This is a genomic window from Carnobacterium funditum DSM 5970, assembly GCF_000744185.1.
In the GTDB taxonomy this organism is placed as follows: Bacteria; Bacillota; Bacilli; order Lactobacillales; family Carnobacteriaceae; genus Carnobacterium_A; species Carnobacterium_A funditum.
This window is the reverse complement of sequence record NZ_JQLL01000001.1, coordinates 1,997,774-2,015,672: the sequence shown is the minus strand read 5'-3', so window position 1 is coordinate 2,015,672 and position 17,899 is coordinate 1,997,774. Positions and strand designations below refer to the sequence as shown.

16 protein-coding genes are annotated in these 17,899 nt (G+C 34.3%); 1 reads left to right on the top strand and 15 read right to left on the bottom strand.

Going from position 1 to position 17,899, the window contains the following annotated elements; all coding sequences use genetic code 11:
• Positions 1–153: 153 nt before the first annotated feature.
• From BR44_RS09395 to BR44_RS09355, 9 genes are all read right to left on the bottom strand, one after another.
• On the bottom strand, positions 154–1,479 hold the full coding sequence (locus tag BR44_RS09395) for a 6-phospho-alpha-glucosidase (RefSeq protein WP_034552157.1): 1,326 nt from the start codon (positions 1,477–1,479) through the stop codon (positions 154–156).
• 34 nt (positions 1,480–1,513) lie between these two features.
• Positions 1,514–3,121, bottom strand: coding sequence for a PTS transporter subunit EIIC (locus tag BR44_RS09390; protein ID WP_034552154.1), 1,608 nt, complete (start codon positions 3,119–3,121; stop codon positions 1,514–1,516).
• 129 nt (positions 3,122–3,250) lie between these two features.
• Positions 3,251–3,757: an SIS domain-containing protein gene (locus tag BR44_RS09385; RefSeq protein ID WP_245592957.1), complete on the bottom strand. Its 507-nt coding sequence runs from the start codon at positions 3,755–3,757 to the stop codon at positions 3,251–3,253.
• The gene (locus tag BR44_RS09380; RefSeq protein WP_051912677.1) at positions 3,717–4,415 is read right to left on the bottom strand and encodes a glycosyltransferase family 2 protein; all 699 of its coding nucleotides are present in this window, start codon (positions 4,413–4,415) and stop codon (positions 3,717–3,719) included. Before BR44_RS09380 ends, BR44_RS09385 begins: the two co-directional genes overlap by 41 nt.
• Positions 4,412–5,185: a hypothetical protein gene (locus BR44_RS09375; RefSeq protein WP_034552147.1), complete on the bottom strand. Its 774-nt coding sequence runs from the start codon at positions 5,183–5,185 to the stop codon at positions 4,412–4,414. Before BR44_RS09375 ends, BR44_RS09380 begins: the two co-directional genes overlap by 4 nt.
• A 235-nt stretch (positions 5,186–5,420) precedes the next feature.
• Positions 5,421–5,750 (bottom strand): thioredoxin family protein, encoded by a 330-nt coding sequence (locus BR44_RS09370; protein ID WP_034552144.1) that lies wholly within the window; start codon positions 5,748–5,750, stop codon positions 5,421–5,423.
• 31 nt (positions 5,751–5,781) lie between these two features.
• On the bottom strand, positions 5,782–6,360 hold the full coding sequence (locus BR44_RS09365) for a TlpA family protein disulfide reductase (RefSeq protein WP_051912676.1): 579 nt from the start codon (positions 6,358–6,360) through the stop codon (positions 5,782–5,784).
• A 14-nt stretch (positions 6,361–6,374) separates the two neighbouring features.
• Entirely contained in the window at positions 6,375–7,154 is a 780-nt protein-coding gene (locus BR44_RS09360; protein WP_051912675.1) for a cytochrome c biogenesis CcdA family protein, read from the bottom strand.
• Positions 7,097–7,735: a hypothetical protein gene (locus tag BR44_RS09355; RefSeq protein ID WP_034552141.1), complete on the bottom strand. Its 639-nt coding sequence runs from the start codon at positions 7,733–7,735 to the stop codon at positions 7,097–7,099. The genes BR44_RS09360 and BR44_RS09355 overlap by 58 nt, the downstream gene beginning before the upstream one ends.
• A 400-nt stretch (positions 7,736–8,135) precedes the next feature.
• Between BR44_RS09355 and BR44_RS12225 the strand changes: the two genes are divergently transcribed.
• Positions 8,136–8,273 carry a PAS domain-containing protein gene (locus tag BR44_RS12225; protein WP_084676166.1) on the top strand — a complete coding sequence of 46 codons (138 nt, stop codon included), beginning with the start codon at positions 8,136–8,138 and terminating at the stop codon, positions 8,271–8,273.
• A 274-nt stretch (positions 8,274–8,547) separates the two neighbouring features.
• Here BR44_RS12225 and BR44_RS09350 read toward each other — a convergent pair whose 3' ends face one another.
• The 6 genes from BR44_RS09350 to ppdK all read right to left on the bottom strand — a co-directional run bounded on the left by BR44_RS09350 (position 8,548) and on the right by ppdK (position 17,828).
• Positions 8,548–9,264 (bottom strand): HAD family hydrolase, encoded by a 717-nt coding sequence (locus BR44_RS09350; RefSeq protein ID WP_051912674.1) that lies wholly within the window; start codon positions 9,262–9,264, stop codon positions 8,548–8,550.
• A gap of 369 nt (positions 9,265–9,633) precedes the next feature.
• Positions 9,634–11,274: a peptide ABC transporter substrate-binding protein gene (locus BR44_RS09345; protein WP_034552138.1), complete on the bottom strand. Its 1,641-nt coding sequence runs from the start codon at positions 11,272–11,274 to the stop codon at positions 9,634–9,636.
• A gap of 773 nt (positions 11,275–12,047) precedes the next feature.
• The gene (locus BR44_RS09340) at positions 12,048–12,827 is read right to left on the bottom strand and encodes a polysaccharide deacetylase family protein (RefSeq protein ID WP_245592956.1); all 780 of its coding nucleotides are present in this window, start codon (positions 12,825–12,827) and stop codon (positions 12,048–12,050) included.
• A 142-nt stretch (positions 12,828–12,969) separates the two neighbouring features.
• Positions 12,970–13,461, bottom strand: a complete 492-nt coding sequence (locus BR44_RS09335; protein ID WP_034552133.1) for an LURP-one-related/scramblase family protein — start codon at positions 13,459–13,461, stop codon at positions 12,970–12,972.
• 310 nt (positions 13,462–13,771) lie between these two features.
• A complete protein-coding gene (locus tag BR44_RS09330) occupies positions 13,772–14,968 on the bottom strand; it encodes a CapA family protein (protein WP_034552131.1) in 1,197 nt (398 codons plus the stop codon).
• A 235-nt stretch (positions 14,969–15,203) separates the two neighbouring features.
• On the bottom strand, positions 15,204–17,828 hold the full coding sequence (gene ppdK, locus BR44_RS09325; RefSeq protein WP_034552129.1) for a pyruvate, phosphate dikinase: 2,625 nt from the start codon (positions 17,826–17,828) through the stop codon (positions 15,204–15,206).
• Positions 17,829–17,899 lie beyond the last annotated feature (71 nt).

The following is a 17,899-nucleotide window of genomic DNA, read 5'->3' as shown; positions in this document are numbered from 1 at the left end:
TGTCCTATTCAATCTCATTATGAACTATTTTCATATAATGACCATTGCCATTTTTTCCGACAAAAAAATAACTCTCTCTTTTATTTTTTCCATAAAAAGGCAAGAAAAGGCGAATACATTCCCCTTTTCTTGCCTCAAACAGTTCTACTCTCTTTAGTTCAATTCTGGCCAGAATCCTTTATTGGCTACAATTAACTCATCCAATATCTCTTTAGCGACTCCTGCACTAGGAATCGTTTTGGAAAGCGTTAGTGCTTGCCATAATGTTTGGTAACTTCCTGTAATGTAGGCTTCTACAACTAATTTTTCAACGATTAATTGTTGGTGCATCAGAGCTTTTTCAAAAGCAGGAATTTTACCTTGCGTTAGCGGTTCGGGTCCATCACTACCTACAATACAAGGAACCTCTACCATAGCATCATCATCAAAATTTGCAATTGCGCCATTGTTTTCGACAATCATCAGCATTCTTTCATGTGTATTGAATGCAATGGCACGAGCTAAGTCAACAATAAATGAGGCATGACTATCAATTGTAAATCCACTAATTTTAGCTGTTCCTTGTTCAACAATTTTTTTAGCAGCTGTAAAGACTGTTTTCTCTCTTCCATCCATTACTTCATTCGCACGAGAATACGTACAATTTGAATGTGCTACTTCATAATCAGGGAAAAGGTAATATTTCAAATACGTATTTGGTAAATATCTTGGATTCACGGCTAATAAATCTTTAGCCTTTTTATGCGTTTCTTGCCAGCTTTGATCCATGTGTTGTGTATCAACTTCTACTTTTGTTAAATAACCATTTTCAGCAACATATTCACGTATTTGCGGTAAATATTCGTGTCCTTCTTTATCTTTGACACTTGTCCACCAACCAAAGTGATTTAGTCCAAAGTAGCGTACTTCTAGGTCTTTTGGGTCTTTCTCAATGATTTGCGACATTCTTCTTAATGTTCCTACCGGCATATCACAGATGTTCAATACTTTAGCGGTTGGACGCATCACTCGACAAGCTTCCGCTACAATCGAAGCTGGATTAGAGTAGTTTAACATCCAGCAATCTGGAGAGTATTTTTCCATATGGTCAATTATTTCTAACATGCCACCAATACTTCTCATTCCATAGGCAATCCCACCTGGTCCACAAGTCTCTTGTCCAACTACGCCATATTTTAATGGAATCTTTTCATCTTGTTCACGCATCGCATATTTTCCAACTCGGATGTGTGCCATACAAAAATCGACATCTGTAAAAGCCGTCTCTGGATCTGTTGTATATGAAAATTCAATCTCGGGAGCTTGTTCTTTTAATAAGATTTCAAGTGCATCTCCTAGAATCGCTTGGCGATCTCCATCATTATCGTATAATTTTAACGTTCTTATTGGAAAACGGTCGATATTATCCAACATCATCATGACAATTCCTGGCGTAAACGTACTTCCGCCTCCTGCAATTACGATTGAGAATTTTTTCATTTTTAATTACTTCCTTTCAAATTAGCTCATTTAGTTATTCTTCTTCTGCTTCTCTTCCTAAAAACTGATCAACAGCTTTTCTGACACTTTCTACTTGTAACCCATAAACGACTTGTACATTGTGATCTTTAATAATGACTCCACTTGCTCCTGTATCATTTTTTAATACCAGCTCATCTATTTTATCTGGCTGATCTAATGTTAATCTTAAACGCGTATAACAATTGGTTACTGTATTGATATTGTCTGGTCCACCTAGTGCCGCAACAATTGTGCTGGCTAACCCAGTACCTCCCTGAGGTTGAGCTTCATTAGAGGTTGCTTTTTTACTTTTACTTTCATTGTATTCATTCTTAGAGTATAATTTTGTTTCTTTTCCTGTCTCTTCACGTCCAATGGTTTTAAACTTAAATTTGGTAATCAAGAATCGGAATGTGAAGTAATAAATAGCAAAGAATACTAATCCTACTAGAACATACATTGGCCATCCTGTTTTTTCAATTCCTAACGGTACATTGTACAATAAGAAATCGATAAAACCATTTGGTCCAATGGCTCTTACATTCAGTACATTTAATACAACCATGCTCAGCCCACTTAATACCGCATGTACCGCAAATAATAGCGGTGCGACAAACATGAATGAAAATTCGATTGGCTCGGTTACACCAGCTACAAATGAAGTAACTACTGCTGGAATTAATATTGCTCTTGCTTTCCCTTTATTTTCAGGGCTAGCTGTATGATACATAGCCAGACATGCGCCAATTAATCCAAACATTTTAGATATGCCACGTGCATCCCAGATAACACTTGAAGATAAGATTTTAACAGAAGGATCTGCAATTTCTGCAAAATAAATATTTCTTGCTCCTTCAAAAATTTGTCCTCCAACTTCTTGAATTCCTCCTAGAGATGTATACAAGAAAGGCGTATAGACTAAGTGATGTAGTCCAGTTGGAATCAATAAACGCTCTAATGAGCCATATAAGAAAATCCCAAAATTTCCACTTTGATTTATTAGTGTTCCTAAACTGTTAATACCATTTTGGAAAAATGGCCAAATATAAGTAAAGGCAATAGCCAGTAAAACAACTACTGGAATTAACATAATGAATGAAAATCGTGTACCCCCATATATTTGAAAAGCATTATTAAATTCTTTATCAGAGAATTTGTTGTGTACTAATGCCGTTACAATTCCTAATATAATACCAAGAAAAACACCCATATCAAGTATTTGTACACCTAGAACCATCGTTTGTCCGGTACCTTGCAGTGATTCACCTACAAACAATACTCCGCTAAGTTCCATAAATTTATTCATAGCGTTAACAAAAACTAAGTAGCCTAATACTGCTGTAAATCCTGCTTCTGATTTTTTCTTATTCGCTAAGCCGACTGCTAAGCCCATACAAAATATTAACCCCAGATTACTTAAGATTGAAACCAATGATCCGGATAAAATAGATCCAAATCCCATTGTAATAGGGTTATCTAAAAAGGGAACGGTTTCAATTAGTTTTGCATTTGTAAACAAATTACCGAGTGCAATTAGAATACCTGCAATTGGTAAAATCAATACTGGTATAAACATTGCTTTGGAAAAACGCTGCATCCCATCCATTAACCTATCTTTCATATCTTTACCTCCAACTTTTATTGTTTCATTTCTTTTGATAAACCTAGCATATCTTGAAAGCGATTTAATGTATACCCTTTCGGGCACATAAAAAACGTGTTTCATCGTTTTGAAACACGTTTCGGTTTACTATTCAATTTCTTGTTGCATCTCATCGAGGTACATTTTAAACATATACTCTATTAACATCAATAACCTAGGAAAGAAACTATTCGGCAACATATTTCGATCATCCAATTTATTGTTATCAACAATTTTAAAATTCAAATCAGATACTGTTGCTGCTCTATTTGTCGTTTCTTTTGTAAAAGTAACGGTAAATATATTTTGTTCTTTCGCTACAAGTAATTTATCGATTACAAGTTGCGTTTCTCCTGACTTTGAAATTACGATAAGCGCTCCAATGTCTTCCAAGTTATTTTCAAACACACCAATCGAATCTGTTCCAGTTGCGATAATCGTTTTTTTACCTAAAACTAATAGCTTCTTATATAGATACTCGGCCGCTATTGCAGAAAATCCCGTTGCATAAATAAAAAGGTATTTTTGTTTCATGTACAAAACTTTTTGAATAAATTGTTCAATATCCTCTTTACTATTTTCTTTGAAAAAATCTTGTTGACTGATAGGGATCATACCCACCAGCTTCTTCAATAATAGTTCTTTTTAACAACATATTTGTTCCCGCTAATGAGCCTGCTCTGAACAGTTTCCATCTGCCACTTTGCATTAGTAATTGAAAAACTTGAAATTCAATGGCAATCATACGTGTTAATAAGTTTTGATTGGCATTTACCGTTCGCACATATCCTACTGCTCCTGCTGCATTTTCAGTCGTCTCCGCTGCATGAACCAATTCTATAACTGCATCACTATTTGGTTGATTGTCAGCATCGTATACAAGAAAATAAGCAGATTTAGTAATAGACAATCCATAATTTAAAACGCGTGATTTTCCAGTGGGCTCGCCAGGTGGCACTTTTACATAACAAATTTTAGAAAATAAGTAACTGAACTCTCGTGTAATTTCAGCAGTATCATCTTTTGAGTTATCATCTAACACATAAATCGTTAGTTCTCCAGGATAGTCAATTTTTACCATTGCATTCAATGTGTCACTAATAACAATTCCTTCATTGTGAGCCGGTATAAAAACAGCGACAGATGGGTAATGGTCTAATGTTATTTTTTTGCTCCTCGTTAGCCTCTGAATAACCCCAGCCAGTGTCAAAATTGAATAAAAAATCAACATCAACCAGAAAAAAAGGATGATTACCATCATTAATATTCTCATTTCTTCAATCCCTCAACTTTATTTTTTTCAAAATACGCTAACCCTTTTTCTTGATCAAATACTTCATAATTAAGTGGTAGTTGAATCGTGTTCAGCTCCGTTCTCAATGTTTGAAATAAACGTTCTATGACCTTTAAACAGCCTTTTTCTTTTGTATTTTGTAAAAAAATAAGATAAGAGCCATCAGTTAATTTCGTTACTAAATCAAAATCTGAGCGAACAGTTTTTAAGAGTGTTTTTTTTAACAAAAATGAAAGTGACTCAGTTGCATTATTAACCTCTTTTGGTTTAAAAACCACATAATAATTTTCTTCATTGCGTCTTTGTGTACCCGTAGAAATAAATTTGACGCGATTTTCAAACTCTGAAATGGTCAATAAATTAGATGAGCCGACATATTTTTCTAATTCTTTTGCTTTTATTTTAAATTCTTTTAGTTCTTTATCGTTTTTCCTTACTTCTGTAAAAAGTAACCACATCAAGAGTAATGCACCCATTATTAATAGGTATTCTCTTATTAAAATAGCTTGAGAAATCAAGGTTGTGCCAGATAAGAAAACTAATGTAAATCCTAGGACTAATATAATCGTTAAAACCAAGATAAAATTTTTAGATGTTGATAAAACGTTCATTAATAAAGCTGTTACAAAGATAATAAAGAAATAAATAAAAAAATACTCCGATGTCGCGAAACGGAATAGCATAAAAAAATCTGCTAGTAATAAACTGATAAATAATGATAAGTAAGTTGTTCCTTTTGACATTTCCATATAGACCTCCTTTCTAGTATCTACTATACTACGTTACTCTCATTATTTATATCATACCTCATTTTTAAATCCTACTGTTCTCAATTATTTCAGCTTGTTATCTTTTGTTTTTGTCAACCTTGTTCACAATTGAGACTTAGTTAGAACATTCTTTTATTTAATTTTGATTTAACCAATAAAAAGCCTTATCAAATGAATGATAAGGCTTTTTATTGGTTAACTTTATTTAAAAAACTTAATTGTATTCAACAATCTGGCTAAATTTATCATGTAAATCATCCATTACGACAAAACGTGCTTCTCTATGAACTTCTTTTTCTTTCGCAAACAACAAGAGTGCTGGAACTGTGAAAACTGTGAATTGACCGGCTATTTCAGGGATTTGATCTGCGTTAACTTGAATTGGGTGAATTGTTGGGAATTCTTTTAACATTTCTTGAACTTGCGGTTGAACAGCATGACAAACGCCACAATTATCTCTTGAAATGTAAACGAAAGCAAAATGATGCTCTTTGATAAAAGCTAAAACTTCTTCTAATGATTTAGCTTGAGGAAATGTATTCATACTCTACCTTCTTTCTATTGATGATTCATTATTATTCTATTAAATTAAACTTTGTATCTAGTATATCTTGTGTGACAGGTCCTACTATTCGTTCTTGAATAACTCCTTCTCGGTCAATGATGTACGACGTTGGCAACGATTGAACACGGTAAAGATTAAACATTTTTTGTGTGCCATAAACATTTTTATACTCCACGTCAAACTCATTTAAAAAAGATTGCACGTTAGTTAAATCGGTTTCAGAAGTTGTAACATTTACTCCTAATACAACAACATCATCTTGTGTCTCAGAAAACTCTTTTAGATGAGGCATTTCGACTCGACAAGGTGGACACCAACTTGCCCAAAAATTCAAGAATACTTTTTCTCCTCGATAGTCTGATAACTTAACTAAGTTTCCATCCATATCTTCTGCTTCAAACTCGTAAGCTAATTGCCCTGAATTGTTTCCTTCTTCTACTACTTCTTCTTTTTGACTTGCTTGTTGTTGTATTTTCGTATCTGCTTTCGCTTGTTTTTTATCTTGTCTTTCTTGGTTAATGTTAACTCCAAAATCAACCATTACCCATACAAGGGCGATTGCTAACATAGCCCAAATTATTTTTTTCATGTCATGCACCCCATTTATCCCAATAATTCAAATTTTGTTCCTTCTAATAAGCGAGCCATCCACTCAGACAGACTCTCCAAAGTACCCGTAAGCAACATCATTCCAAGCAAGATTAGGATAATTCCCCCTGTTTTCATTATTACATCGCTATATTTTAAGATATTTTTGATTTTACCAATAAAGAAAGAGACCAGTAAGAATGGTAATGAAAAACCAAGCACATATAGCCCTAAATACAACAGCGGAGGAGATCCAACCGCATTACCTAGTAATAGAATCGAAGAAAAAACAGGGCCAATACAAGGAGTCCAACCAGCTGCAAAGCCTAACCCAACTAAAAAAGTTGATGAAAAATTAATCGTTTTATTTGCTTTCAAAAAACGATAATCTCCTGATAAAGCGGGGATTTTAAGCAATCCTGTTGTCAAAAGACCCATAAAGATAATTAATAAGCCAGATAATCTTTGCAATAAACTGCTAATTGAACCAGTCATTAACTGACTAAATGCATCTCCTAAATAACTCATTCCTAAACCTAAACTAATATAGACAACGGATACTCCTAGTAAGAATACCAGAGAATGTAAAAAAACATTTTTTCTAAATGCAAATGATTGATTTTCTTTGACTTCTTGAACATTTTTGCCAGTGATATACGATATATATAAAGGCAGCAACGGAAGCGTACATGGAGATAAAAAAGATAAAACTCCCGCACCAAAAGCTACCCATGAAGTTACGTCCGTTCCGATTGTCTTTGCCTCCTTAATAATATGACTAAAAATATACCCCATTCTGCTAAAATTAATGCAACTAGTTCTGGTGTAATAACGAAACCAAAATATAAAACTGCTTGATTTCTAGTTACCATCAGATGGAGTACTAGCCCCAGCATACTCGCATACACCCAACCATTTCCTTTTAAGGTTACAATAGAAGAAAATAAGAGTAAACCTGAAAACAGTAAAATTAGTCCAACAATTAAAGGGCTCTTATATAAGAAGTAATAATAGACTTGATTGACTAATCCTAATAAGGAAACTAACTGAAACACAGAAACAATCATTTTATTATCTGCTAGGGATTCTTTAAGATAGTGCCAATAACTATAAGCTATTATGATAAGTAGGCTCAATGATAGTGCTTTAGTCGATAATATCAATGACCGATACGGTAAAGCTAAAATTTCAGGAAAATTAAATAAAGCATTCACTATAAAAGCCACCAGTAAAAAATAAACTACTCTGTCAACTAGCAAATTTAATACGCTCTTTTTTTCACTTACTGTTGTTGAAGAGAGGATCCACCACAAAATAATTCCGATGCTACTTAAAAGTAAAGGAATAAAAACTGGATTCGAAAATAAATTCAACACAACTAAAAACTCCTTCACTTACTTTTTCGTTTTTCATCACCATTACCTGAGTATACGCATAGGGGTATTGCGTGTAAAGCACTTTAACTCCTTTCTCATTTATTATCTTGAACCTACCTGTTCTACTCTAAGACTTTTTTGGGTTATCAGGTTATTTTCATTTGTTTTGTTCTCTTTTTTAAACCGCTTACCAATTTGTGCTATAATCAAAAAAAAAAGTCGTATAATCTAAGAGATAAAGGATAGTATGACACACTCAATCGCTGAAAATCCCCCTATTGACCAAACAGAGTATTATGATTAGTAAAATGGCGTATTGAATGAGGGAAAAATTGTATTGCCGACAGGTATACTAAAATTAAAAGAATGGAAAGGGGTTTTTGGTATCTAACCTGTCGACCTGATTTTCGTCGATAAAGATGACCGTGTACGATTCTATTCAGTAGACAAAGATTGGGCTTTTGCACGAACGGAGTCTATTATTGGTCGTGAAGTTATCCATTGTCTCCCTCCAAAAGTATGCACATGGTTCAAATGATTCTTGTTGGCTTTAAATCTGGTGAACGAGAAGAAGCTTACTTTTGGATTAACATGAACAACCGAATGATTTACCTTCGTTACTGCACCATCCACGATAACCAAACCTAGGATTAACTTGGTTGTTTAGCAGTCCCTCCAGAGATCCCTAAGATTAAAAAAATGATGAACAAACGTTGTTTGCTAGCAGATTATTTTTAATAAAACTAATCCGCAAAAGCAAAAATAGTAAAGAAAGCTAACACAATAGCCTTCTTTACTATTTTTTTAGTTCATTAGCTATTTAACTCTTGCAACTCCGTTATTGCATCGGTTAAACGATCAATTATTTTATGTGAAAGATTTTGATTGAAATTGAATCGGTCATCCCTTTTAGCTAAAACATACATCCCTGCATCTTTTGCAGCTATAATACCATACGTAGAATCTTCAATGACGAGACATTCTTCTGGTTTTACATTTAACTGAGCAGCTGATTTAAAATAGATTTCAGGATTAGGTTTGGACTGTTCAAACCTATCGCCACTTAAAATGGACTCAAAATACTGTTCCAACTTACACTCCTCTAGTACCTTTTGAATTTCTTTCATCGATGAAGATGAAGCTAAAGCAATCTGATACTGTTCCTTTGTTAACCAGTCTAATAATTTTTTTATATCCGAGTCTAGTATTTCATTGTTAGCAACCGGTCGATCCTTAAAATAATCATTGTAATCCTGCTCATATTTATTTTTATCTAATGTTTTACCCCAAATACGTTGAATGGCCTCCCATGTATCTGTCGAACTGGATCCTGCAATTTTATCTAACTCTTCAAGAGCGGGATGAATGCCATTGACCTTGAAAAATTCATGCAGCCTTTCGTAGTAAATGGGTTCTGTGTCAACAATTACACCATCCATATCAAAAATAACAGCTTTAATCATCAGTATCCCCTCCTCAAATATCTTTAAACCGTAATCTGATACTAAACTATCTATCATTGCTTTCATTGTAACAAACTTCCATAATAAAGAATCAATAAAGCGAATATTATTAGAACTATATTACTGATTGATTTCTACCGTCTACTTAAATGCTAGCAATCTCTACAATAACTGGTTTTGAGTGAATGTATTTGTTTTTATCTTTTTATCAAGTGAAACCACTATTCCATATCTAATACTTTTTATAATTCTTCGACAAAAAAAGAACCTATCTACATGCTCAACGGTAAGTTAATTTACTGAAATCAACTTACGGAGTGCATAGACAAGTTCTGTTAATACTAATTAAAACGTAATAAATTAAAAAATAATAGGAATTAATGATCTAATTATTAGATATAAATAGTATCTAACGAAAAATAACTTTCCTACTCTTTATTGTGAACTATCTATATACGTATATTTATAACTTTTACTACCGAAAACGGGACGGTAAATATCTTTTACATACGGTTTTTCAAGGTACGGTTCAGCTGTTTGGTAAATAGGGATATCTACATAATGTTCTCCCAGAGCAATCTTCTCAGCTTGAATCATTGTTTCCCATCTTGCTGACAAGTCATTGAACTGTTGGTTGCTTTCTTCAATCAATTGATCAACATCTTCAAACGAATAGTTTCCTCGATTGATTGCTGTATCAAAACGTTCAATAAAATTAATAGGATCGGCGAAATCTGCTAGCCAATATGTGGTAGCCATTTGATAATTGCCTTTTTTCACATTGTCCAGTCTAGAGTTATCAGGCATTTGACGGATATTAACGGTTATACCTGGCAGATTCTTTTGGTACTCGCTTTGAATGAATTCTGCTAATTTCTTACTGTCTTCACTGTCAGAAGTTGTTAATTCTAGTGTTATCTTCGTTTCACCTAGCTCTTTTAAACCTACTGCCCAAGCTTTTTGTGCTTCTTCAACATCAAAACTGGCTATATCTCCAGCTTCTTCACGAAAATCTATGCCTGTTTCCGGATTTTTAGCTAACCCCTTAGGAACATGACCATATATAGGTTCAGATCCATCTTGCAAGACATTTTCCGTAAACGTTTGGCGGTTGATAGACAACATTAATGCTTTTCTTATATTTTTATTTGCTAGTTCCGGTACTTCTTGGTTTAGTTCCAAATAGTAAATCCAAGCTTTATTATTTGTTTTAAAATCATCATTATTTTTGTATTGAGAAACAAAGTTTCCAGATAAAGAAAAAGTGTCTAATTGTCCTGAATCATATAAATTAATACCCGTTCCAACCTCTTTTACAATTTGTGTATTGATTTCATCAAGCTTGACGGAGTCTTTATCCCAATACGCATCATTTTTAACGTATTTCCAAGAATCACCTTTAGCTGCGGTCCAATCAGACAAGACAAATGGCCCATTATAAATCGTTGTTTCGGCATTTAATCCATAATTTTCGCTTTGTTCTGTCACAAAAGCTTCACTTTGTGGAAAATAAGGAGGAATTGTTAACATATCAAGAAAATAAGGTACCGGTTGTTCCAAAGTAACTTTAAATGATTTATCCCCTACCACTTCAACACCTAACTCATTAACTTCCTTCTCGCCATTCAATATAGCCTCTGCATTCTTTACGATTCCTGAAAATAAATAAGCATATCCAGAGCCATTAGCAGGATCAACCATTCTTTGCCAAGCAAATAGATAGTCAGCTGCTGTAACCGGTGTGTCGTTCGACCAGTTAGCATCTTCACGAATATTAAATGTATAGGTTAATCCATCTTCCGAAATTTCCGGCATATCTTTTGCATCCGCTGGGACTATTTCCCCCGATAGATCATATGCAACTAGCCCTTCAAAGACATTATTCATTGGTGTAAAATTAGTCGTTGAAATCGTAGTGTCCATTGTATCCATTTCTGACTCTGCAGCTATTTGTAACACTTGTTTTTCTTCTTTAGGACTTTCAGTCTTCTCTTCGTTCGTATTTGTTGCACATCCACTTATAACCGCAACGAATAAAGCTGCTATGATTGCACTCTTTTTTTTATGTTTATTCATCTATTTTACCCCTCTTTTATCTTGTTTTTTTACATGCTATTCCTTGTTTGCTATCAAAAAAATCCCATAAATTAATTGGCTAGATATTAACATCGTTTGCAACACAAAGTTAACTTAAATAACATGTTTTCAACTCCCTTCGTTGGTAAAAAAGTACAGAAAAAGTGCATGAGCCTTCAAAACCCATGCACACAGAAAGCATCTCTTTAAATACAACCAAATCAATGATACTGAAGTCACTTTCAACTATCAAATACAATATGTAATTCTCCAAAAAACACAAAGAAGATTACTATAAGTGAATTAGACTAGTTAAGACAGTATATCAGAAGCTAATTTAAAGGACTGAACCTGTTCACATGAGTGATTCACACAACATAGACAGTCTTCCTCATTCCTACAGTTCATCTTTTTCATTTTAGCTTCCTCCTTTTAATTGTTGATTTCGTTTCTTTTATGTAAGTGAAACTAGTTTAACAGTCCTGTTTTATCTTGTCAATTTTTTTGTATCGCTACAATACAATCTTTTAGTGAGCTAAAAGAAGTCCGTTCTACAGTCACTTCTTCCTTCTCAAAGTAGCCATTTTCTTGCGCTAAAATGTTTGGAATAGCCGATTCTGCCGGTAACGAACCTGATGTGAGCGCTTCATCCGGTTTAGCTTTTTCACCTTAATTTGTTTCCCTAGTTTTCCCGCTCTCTTTTCCACTTGAACAAGCTAGCTGTCCATCTAACTGAAGTTATTAACCGTAGCATAACATCTTTTTTATCTATTTCAGCTTCTTTCTACTATCCTTTTAAATTCTTCTAGCGTACATCCCAAAGTAACCGTATCGCGATGCAATTCTAAAAGTGGTGTCTCCTTTGTATTTAAACCTGGGATAGTAGTAAAAGCATAGTGGACACCTATTTCAGCTAAACGTTTCACATCATCCGATTGATAAATTCCAAAAGGATAAGCAAATATATCTGAACTATCTACATATTCACCACATTCCGTTAAATCTTCTTTCAGTTCTGAAAGAGAAACTCGCTGCATTTGAGTTCTTCCACCCTCATACCTCATATGTAAATTAGTTGTGTGGTTAGCCAATTCAAAAACATCACGCATTTTTTCAAGTTCTTGTTTGCTCATAACGGTGGATTGATCTATCTGAAACGGTTTTGTTTCTTGAAACAACCACCCTAATACCACAAAACAGACTGCATGGAATTGCTGTTCTTTTAAAATAGGGTAAGCGTATTTGTATACTGATTGAAAAGCATCATCAAATGTTAGCAACACTGATTTTTCGGGAAGCTTCACTCCTTTTTCATAAAAATCTTTTATTTCTTGAAGTGTTAAGGTATGGTAACCTTCTGTTTTCAAATAATTCATCTGTGTTTTAAAATCATCCAAATAACTGAAAAGAACCTTTGGTAGAGCATCCTGGTACTGTTGTGCAACTGATATAGCTGAAGACTTTGTCCTATCTAAATCATTATATTCGCGAAACTCATGGTACATTAAAACATTGAAACCCATATTCGCCTCTTTCCATGTGAATTTAATCACAAATTTATTGAGAAAACACACTTGCTTTCTTTTATCTTTTAAAGATCCTTTAGCATTATACTACTATCTCTGTCTTTATTATCTAAAAAATCTGATTGTATTCATTATTTTTATGAACGCTTTTTTAAAATAGTCAGTTTTTTTAAGATCCACCGCTTGCAGCAGCTCGTTGACTTGCCATAACACAATCAATCACAATGATGACACCTAAAGCTAATAATGCATGATCCTCGTCTTTAATATCTAAGGCATAAGTATCTCCCCATGTTAGCCATTCTTTAGAAATATCTGCCATCACTTTTTGATTGCTCATTATTTGATAATCGTGTTCCCAAATAGATCCTTCCACTTGCCACGCAGGTCCTTCAATTGTGTAACGCGGTTTGAAAAATGTGAATTCTTTGCTAACTTTAGCTCGTTCTTTATCGTCAATATACAGTGAATAGGTCGGCAAAAATTTCCATAACTGTTGTTCAATATATAACACTTCTTTTCCGCTCATATCTCTCACATGCAGTTTCTTAACCCACGAAAGAAACTCGCCTTCTACTGAATAGACATCTCTACCTTGGCTGTCTTTGACTGTAAACTTATCGCTCCAAGAAAAAATTTTTTGTTTGATGTAATAGTTCATAGTTCTCACCTTTCTTTTTAAAATACTCTTTTAGAACAAGTTTTATTTCTATTCTACCTTAATTTCCTTACTCTAAACCTACCAAATGTCTATTATGTCATTTTTTTTGATAAATTTGATCAGAGTTGGCTTGGTGCTACTCTTCATTCCTAATTCGCATTTGCTTTATTTGATGAACAAATTTAGGCACTGCTTTCTTATAGATCGTCGTACAAAAGAAAAGACGATTTAAACATACTTTTTATGAGTTTGTTCCCTAAAATGCTATGAATAATTCAGGTAATTAGCTCATTTAATGGGTTATGAACGTCTATTTTAGAAATTCAGCATCGATAACGTTTTCTGTTGTCCCCTGTAAAGATGCTTTAGATACTTGATTCTCTTGGTACCCATTAAGAACGTGTCGTTTTGCAAGCCCCTCAGTATAATCATCTAACTTGTAAATTCTAAAGTTCTTTCTTGATTCAACATAATTGCTTTGATCGCCTATATAATGCATCACTGTAGGATCCCAATTAACATTTTCTATAACTTTTTCCCCCTTATTTACTACAAAATCAAAAGAAACCATTCCTCCTAAGATATTGTTTTCTGTTCCAGTTGACATGGCTGAAAGGAAATTTCCTAAAGAATAAACAACTAATGTTTGATTGCCATCCTTGCCTTCTATCCATTCAACCGGTTGAATCACATGAGGATGTGTTCCAACAACGACATCTACTGCTAAATCTGCAAATAGTTGCGCATAGTCTATTTGGAATGCATTAGGTTTCAACATCTGTTCGTCACCCCAATGAGCCGATACGATAACGAAATCACTCACTTCTTTTGCCTTTTCCACATCTTGAGTAATCAAAGCTTCGTCAAAGTAATTTAAACGATAAGGACTATCCGGCTTAATCCCGTTAGTACCATAAGTATACGCAAGAAATGAAAACGTTACTCCATTTCGTTTAATAACAGGAATTGCATCACGCTTCTCTTGAGAAGCAAATACCCCTGTAAAAATCATGTTTTCTTGTTTGTTCCATATTTCTATCGTATTTAAAACCCCTTGTTTTCCTTTATCCAATGAATGATTCGAAGCTCCATTTACTAAGTCAAACCCTAACTCATTTAAATTATCAGCCATATCACTTGGTGTATTAAATGCAGGGTAACCAGAAAAACCAAATGCATCTCCGCCAATTAATGTTTCTTGATTGATAAAGGCTAAGTCTGCCTGTTCGATTTCCTCCGCTACATTTTCAAACATTGGTTTAAAATTAAAAGAGCCATTATTCAATTGTGCTTCTTCAAAAATAACATCATGAATCAAATTATCTCCCACTCCAACAAAAGAAATCTTCTTTTCCTCACTGGAATCGTCTCGTAAACTGGATGATTCCTTCGATGATGATAAACTGGGTTCATTTACCACTGATGACCTATTCTCTTCATTTTCAACAACTTGATTCGCACAACCACCTAAGAGCATTACTGCTAGTATCATTCCAATCTTCTTCATACTTAACCCCCCTATTTTATAAAAATAAATGACTTCTTAGTAAGTTTCATCTCTAAGTCATATTATACTGGAATCTGCTTAGAACTGTAACTAAAATAAGATTTCCCTGTACAATGCTGATATTAGTTAATGAAAAAAGAAAAAACAGGTTAGATTTTTTTTAATCCAACCTGTTACACTAGTTACATCACTATTTTTTTGATAAAAAAACTCATTTATCCTATTTTTATTTAAATTAACGATACTTTATCGCTGCTTGAGCAGCTGCTAAACGAGCAATGGGTACACGGAACGGAGAGCAAGAGACATAATTTAGTCCTAGTCTTTGGAAAAACTCAATAGATGCAGGGTCTCCACCATGCTCGCCACAAATACCAATTTTTAAATTTGGTTTGGTCTGGCGACCCTTCTCAATAGCGATTTTTACTAGCTGGCCAATACCTTCTTGATCAATAGTATCAAATGGTCCTTTTTCTAAAATATTTTTATCCATGTATTCAGAAATAAAACGACCTGAGTCATCTCTTGAAAAACCAAATCCCATTTGAGTTAAATCATTGGTTCCAAAGCTGAAGAAATCTGCTTCTTCTGCAATTTTATCAGCTGTTAATGCAGCTCGCGGAACTTCAATCATTGTTCCGATATGATACTTAAGTGTCTGGCCTTTCTCTGTGAATATCTTTTTAATTTCATCTTCTATTTCTGCTTTAATATAGACTAATTCCTTTACATCACTAATTAAAGGAATCATGATTTCTGGTTGAATTTCGATTTTTTTATCCGTCTGATACTCTAAAGCAGCTTCCATAATGGCTCTTACTTGCATTCTGCTAATTTCAGGATAAGTTATTCCTAATCGAACGCCTCGATGTCCCAACATAGGATTTACTTCATGCAATTCATCAATACGTCCGTTTAATTCCTCTTGGCTCAAAGACATTGTTTCAGCTAAATGACGAATTTCCTCTTCTTTAACAGGCATAAATTCATGCAAAGGCGGATCTAACAGGCGAATGGTTACAGGCAGTCCCCCCATAACATGATAAATTTGGTAAAAATCATTTTTTTGCATCGGCAATAGTTCGTTTAACGCTTTTGCTCGTTCTTCAATTGTTCCAGCTAAAATCATTCTTCTGACTGAAGAGATACGATTTTCTTTAAAAAACATATGCTCTGTTCTGATTAGTCCAATCCCTTCTGCACTAAATTCTAATGCTTGTTTCGCATCTTCTGGCGTATCTGCGTTGGCTCGAACAGACATTGTTTTTATTTCATCAATCCAATCCATCAACTCTGTGAATTTCCCTCCTAAAGTCGGATTAGTTTTTTCTATATCACCGAGATAAACTATTCCTGTTGTTCCATCTAAGGAAATGATAGCTCCTTCATTTAAAACTCCGCCTTTGTATTGCACCGTTTTTTCATCTTCATTGATTCTCACCTCTGAGCAACCAGCAACACAACATTTACCCATTCCACGGGCTACTACTGCAGCATGAGAGGTCATTCCTCCTCTAGCTGTCAAAATCCCTTCTGATTTCACCATTCCAGAGATATCTTCAGGAGAAGTTTCTTGTCTCACCAAAATAGTTTTTATGCCTTTTTCAAAAGCTGCTTCTACTGCTTCAGCAGTAAAACATATTCTTCCTGAAGCTGCTCCAGGAGAAGCTGCAAGTCCTTTTGCTAAAGCTTTTGCCTTATCGATAGCTTTTGCATCAAAATTTGGGTGTAGCAATTGTTCAAATTGTTGAGGTTTGATCCTCACTATCGCTTCTTCTTTAGTAATTTTCCCTTCTTGATGTAAATCAACAGCAATGGCAATCGCAGCATGTGCTGTTCTTTTTCCATTTCTTGTCTGCAACAAAAAGAGTTCATCATTTTCAATGGTAAATTCAATGTCTTGCATATCTTTGTAATGGTTTTCAAGATTTTCTGCTGCTGTTTCTAATTGTTGATAGACTTCGGGCATCAGTGTTTTTAGTTCCGCTATCTCATTTGGTGTACGAACACCTGCGACAACGTCTTCTCCTTGTGCATTTAATAAAAACTCACCAAATAACTTTTTATCCCCATTTCCAGGATTTCTAGTAAACGCTACTCCTGTACCAGAAGATTCTCCTTTATTTCCAAATACCATTGATTGTACATTGACAGCAGTCCCATTTAATTTAGAGATAGCATGCATGTCTCTATAAAAAACAGCTCTAGGATTATCCCATGATGCAAATACCGCCTTAATAGCTAGTATCAACTGTACCATCGGTTCTTGTGGAAAGTCTTCTCCCGTTTCTTGTAAGTATACTTCTTTATATTTTTTAACAATCTTCTTTAAATCGTCCCCATCAAGTTCTTTGTCTAATTTGACTCCTTTTTCTTTTTTAGCTTTTTCTAATATAGATTCAAATTGTACTTTAGGAATTTCTAGGACGACATCTGAGAACATCTGTATGAAGCGACGATAACTATCGTAAGCAAAACGCTCATTAGAGGTCGTATTAGCCAGGCCAATGACTGAGCGATCATTCAACCCTAAATTTAAAATAGTATCCATCATACCTGGCATAGATTGAGCTGCTCCTGATCGAACAGATAAAAGCAAAGGGTTTTTTAAATCTGAAAACTTTTTCTCTGTCATCTGTTCCAAATCTTTTAAGTGATCTTTGATTTCTTTATCTAAACCAGCCCAAATAGTTTGATCTTCAGAAAAAAAACGGTTACAACTTTCTGTAGTTAATGTAAAGCCTGGAGGAACAGGAAGTAATATCTTAGTCATTTCAGCTAAGTTTGCTCCTTTGCCGCCAAGTAAATCTTTCATTTCTTTTTTACCTTCATTAAAGTTATAAACATATTTTTCAGTCATTTTTTCAACCTCTTTCTTTTATTTATTATTTTGTCGGCAAATGTGTTACGTTCTTCTATCCAACATTATCC

Bases quoted from the DNA above. Each gene is read 5' to 3' on its own strand.
- BR44_RS09395 (WP_034552157.1), bottom strand. From the start codon at position 1,479: ATGAAAAAATTCTCAATCGTAATTGCAGGAGGCGGAAGTACGTTTACG.
- BR44_RS09390 (WP_034552154.1), bottom strand. From the start codon at position 3,121: ATGAAAGATAGGTTAATGGATGGGATGCAGCGTTTTTCCAAAGCAATG.
- BR44_RS09385 (WP_245592957.1), bottom strand. From the start codon at position 3,757: ATGATCCCTATCAGTCAACAAGATTTTTTCAAAGAAAATAGTAAAGAG.
- BR44_RS09380 (WP_051912677.1), bottom strand. From the start codon at position 4,415: ATGAGAATATTAATGATGGTAATCATCCTTTTTTTCTGGTTGATGTTG.
- BR44_RS09375 (WP_034552147.1), bottom strand. From the start codon at position 5,185: ATGGAAATGTCAAAAGGAACAACTTACTTATCATTATTTATCAGTTTA.
- BR44_RS09370 (WP_034552144.1), bottom strand. From the start codon at position 5,750: ATGAATACATTTCCTCAAGCTAAATCATTAGAAGAAGTTTTAGCTTTT.
- BR44_RS09365 (WP_051912676.1), bottom strand. From the start codon at position 6,360: ATGAAAAAAATAATTTGGGCTATGTTAGCAATCGCCCTTGTATGGGTA.
- BR44_RS09360 (WP_051912675.1), bottom strand. From the start codon at position 7,154: ATGGGGTATATTTTTAGTCATATTATTAAGGAGGCAAAGACAATCGGA.
- BR44_RS09350 (WP_051912674.1), bottom strand. From the start codon at position 9,264: ATGAAAGCAATGATAGATAGTTTAGTATCAGATTACGGTTTAAAGATA.
- BR44_RS09345 (WP_034552138.1), bottom strand. From the start codon at position 11,274: ATGAATAAACATAAAAAAAAGAGTGCAATCATAGCAGCTTTATTCGTT.
- BR44_RS09335 (WP_034552133.1), bottom strand. From the start codon at position 13,461: ATGAACTATTACATCAAACAAAAAATTTTTTCTTGGAGCGATAAGTTT.
- BR44_RS09330 (WP_034552131.1), bottom strand. From the start codon at position 14,968: ATGAAGAAGATTGGAATGATACTAGCAGTAATGCTCTTAGGTGGTTGT.
- ppdK (WP_034552129.1), bottom strand. From the start codon at position 17,828: ATGACTGAAAAATATGTTTATAACTTTAATGAAGGTAAAAAAGAAATG.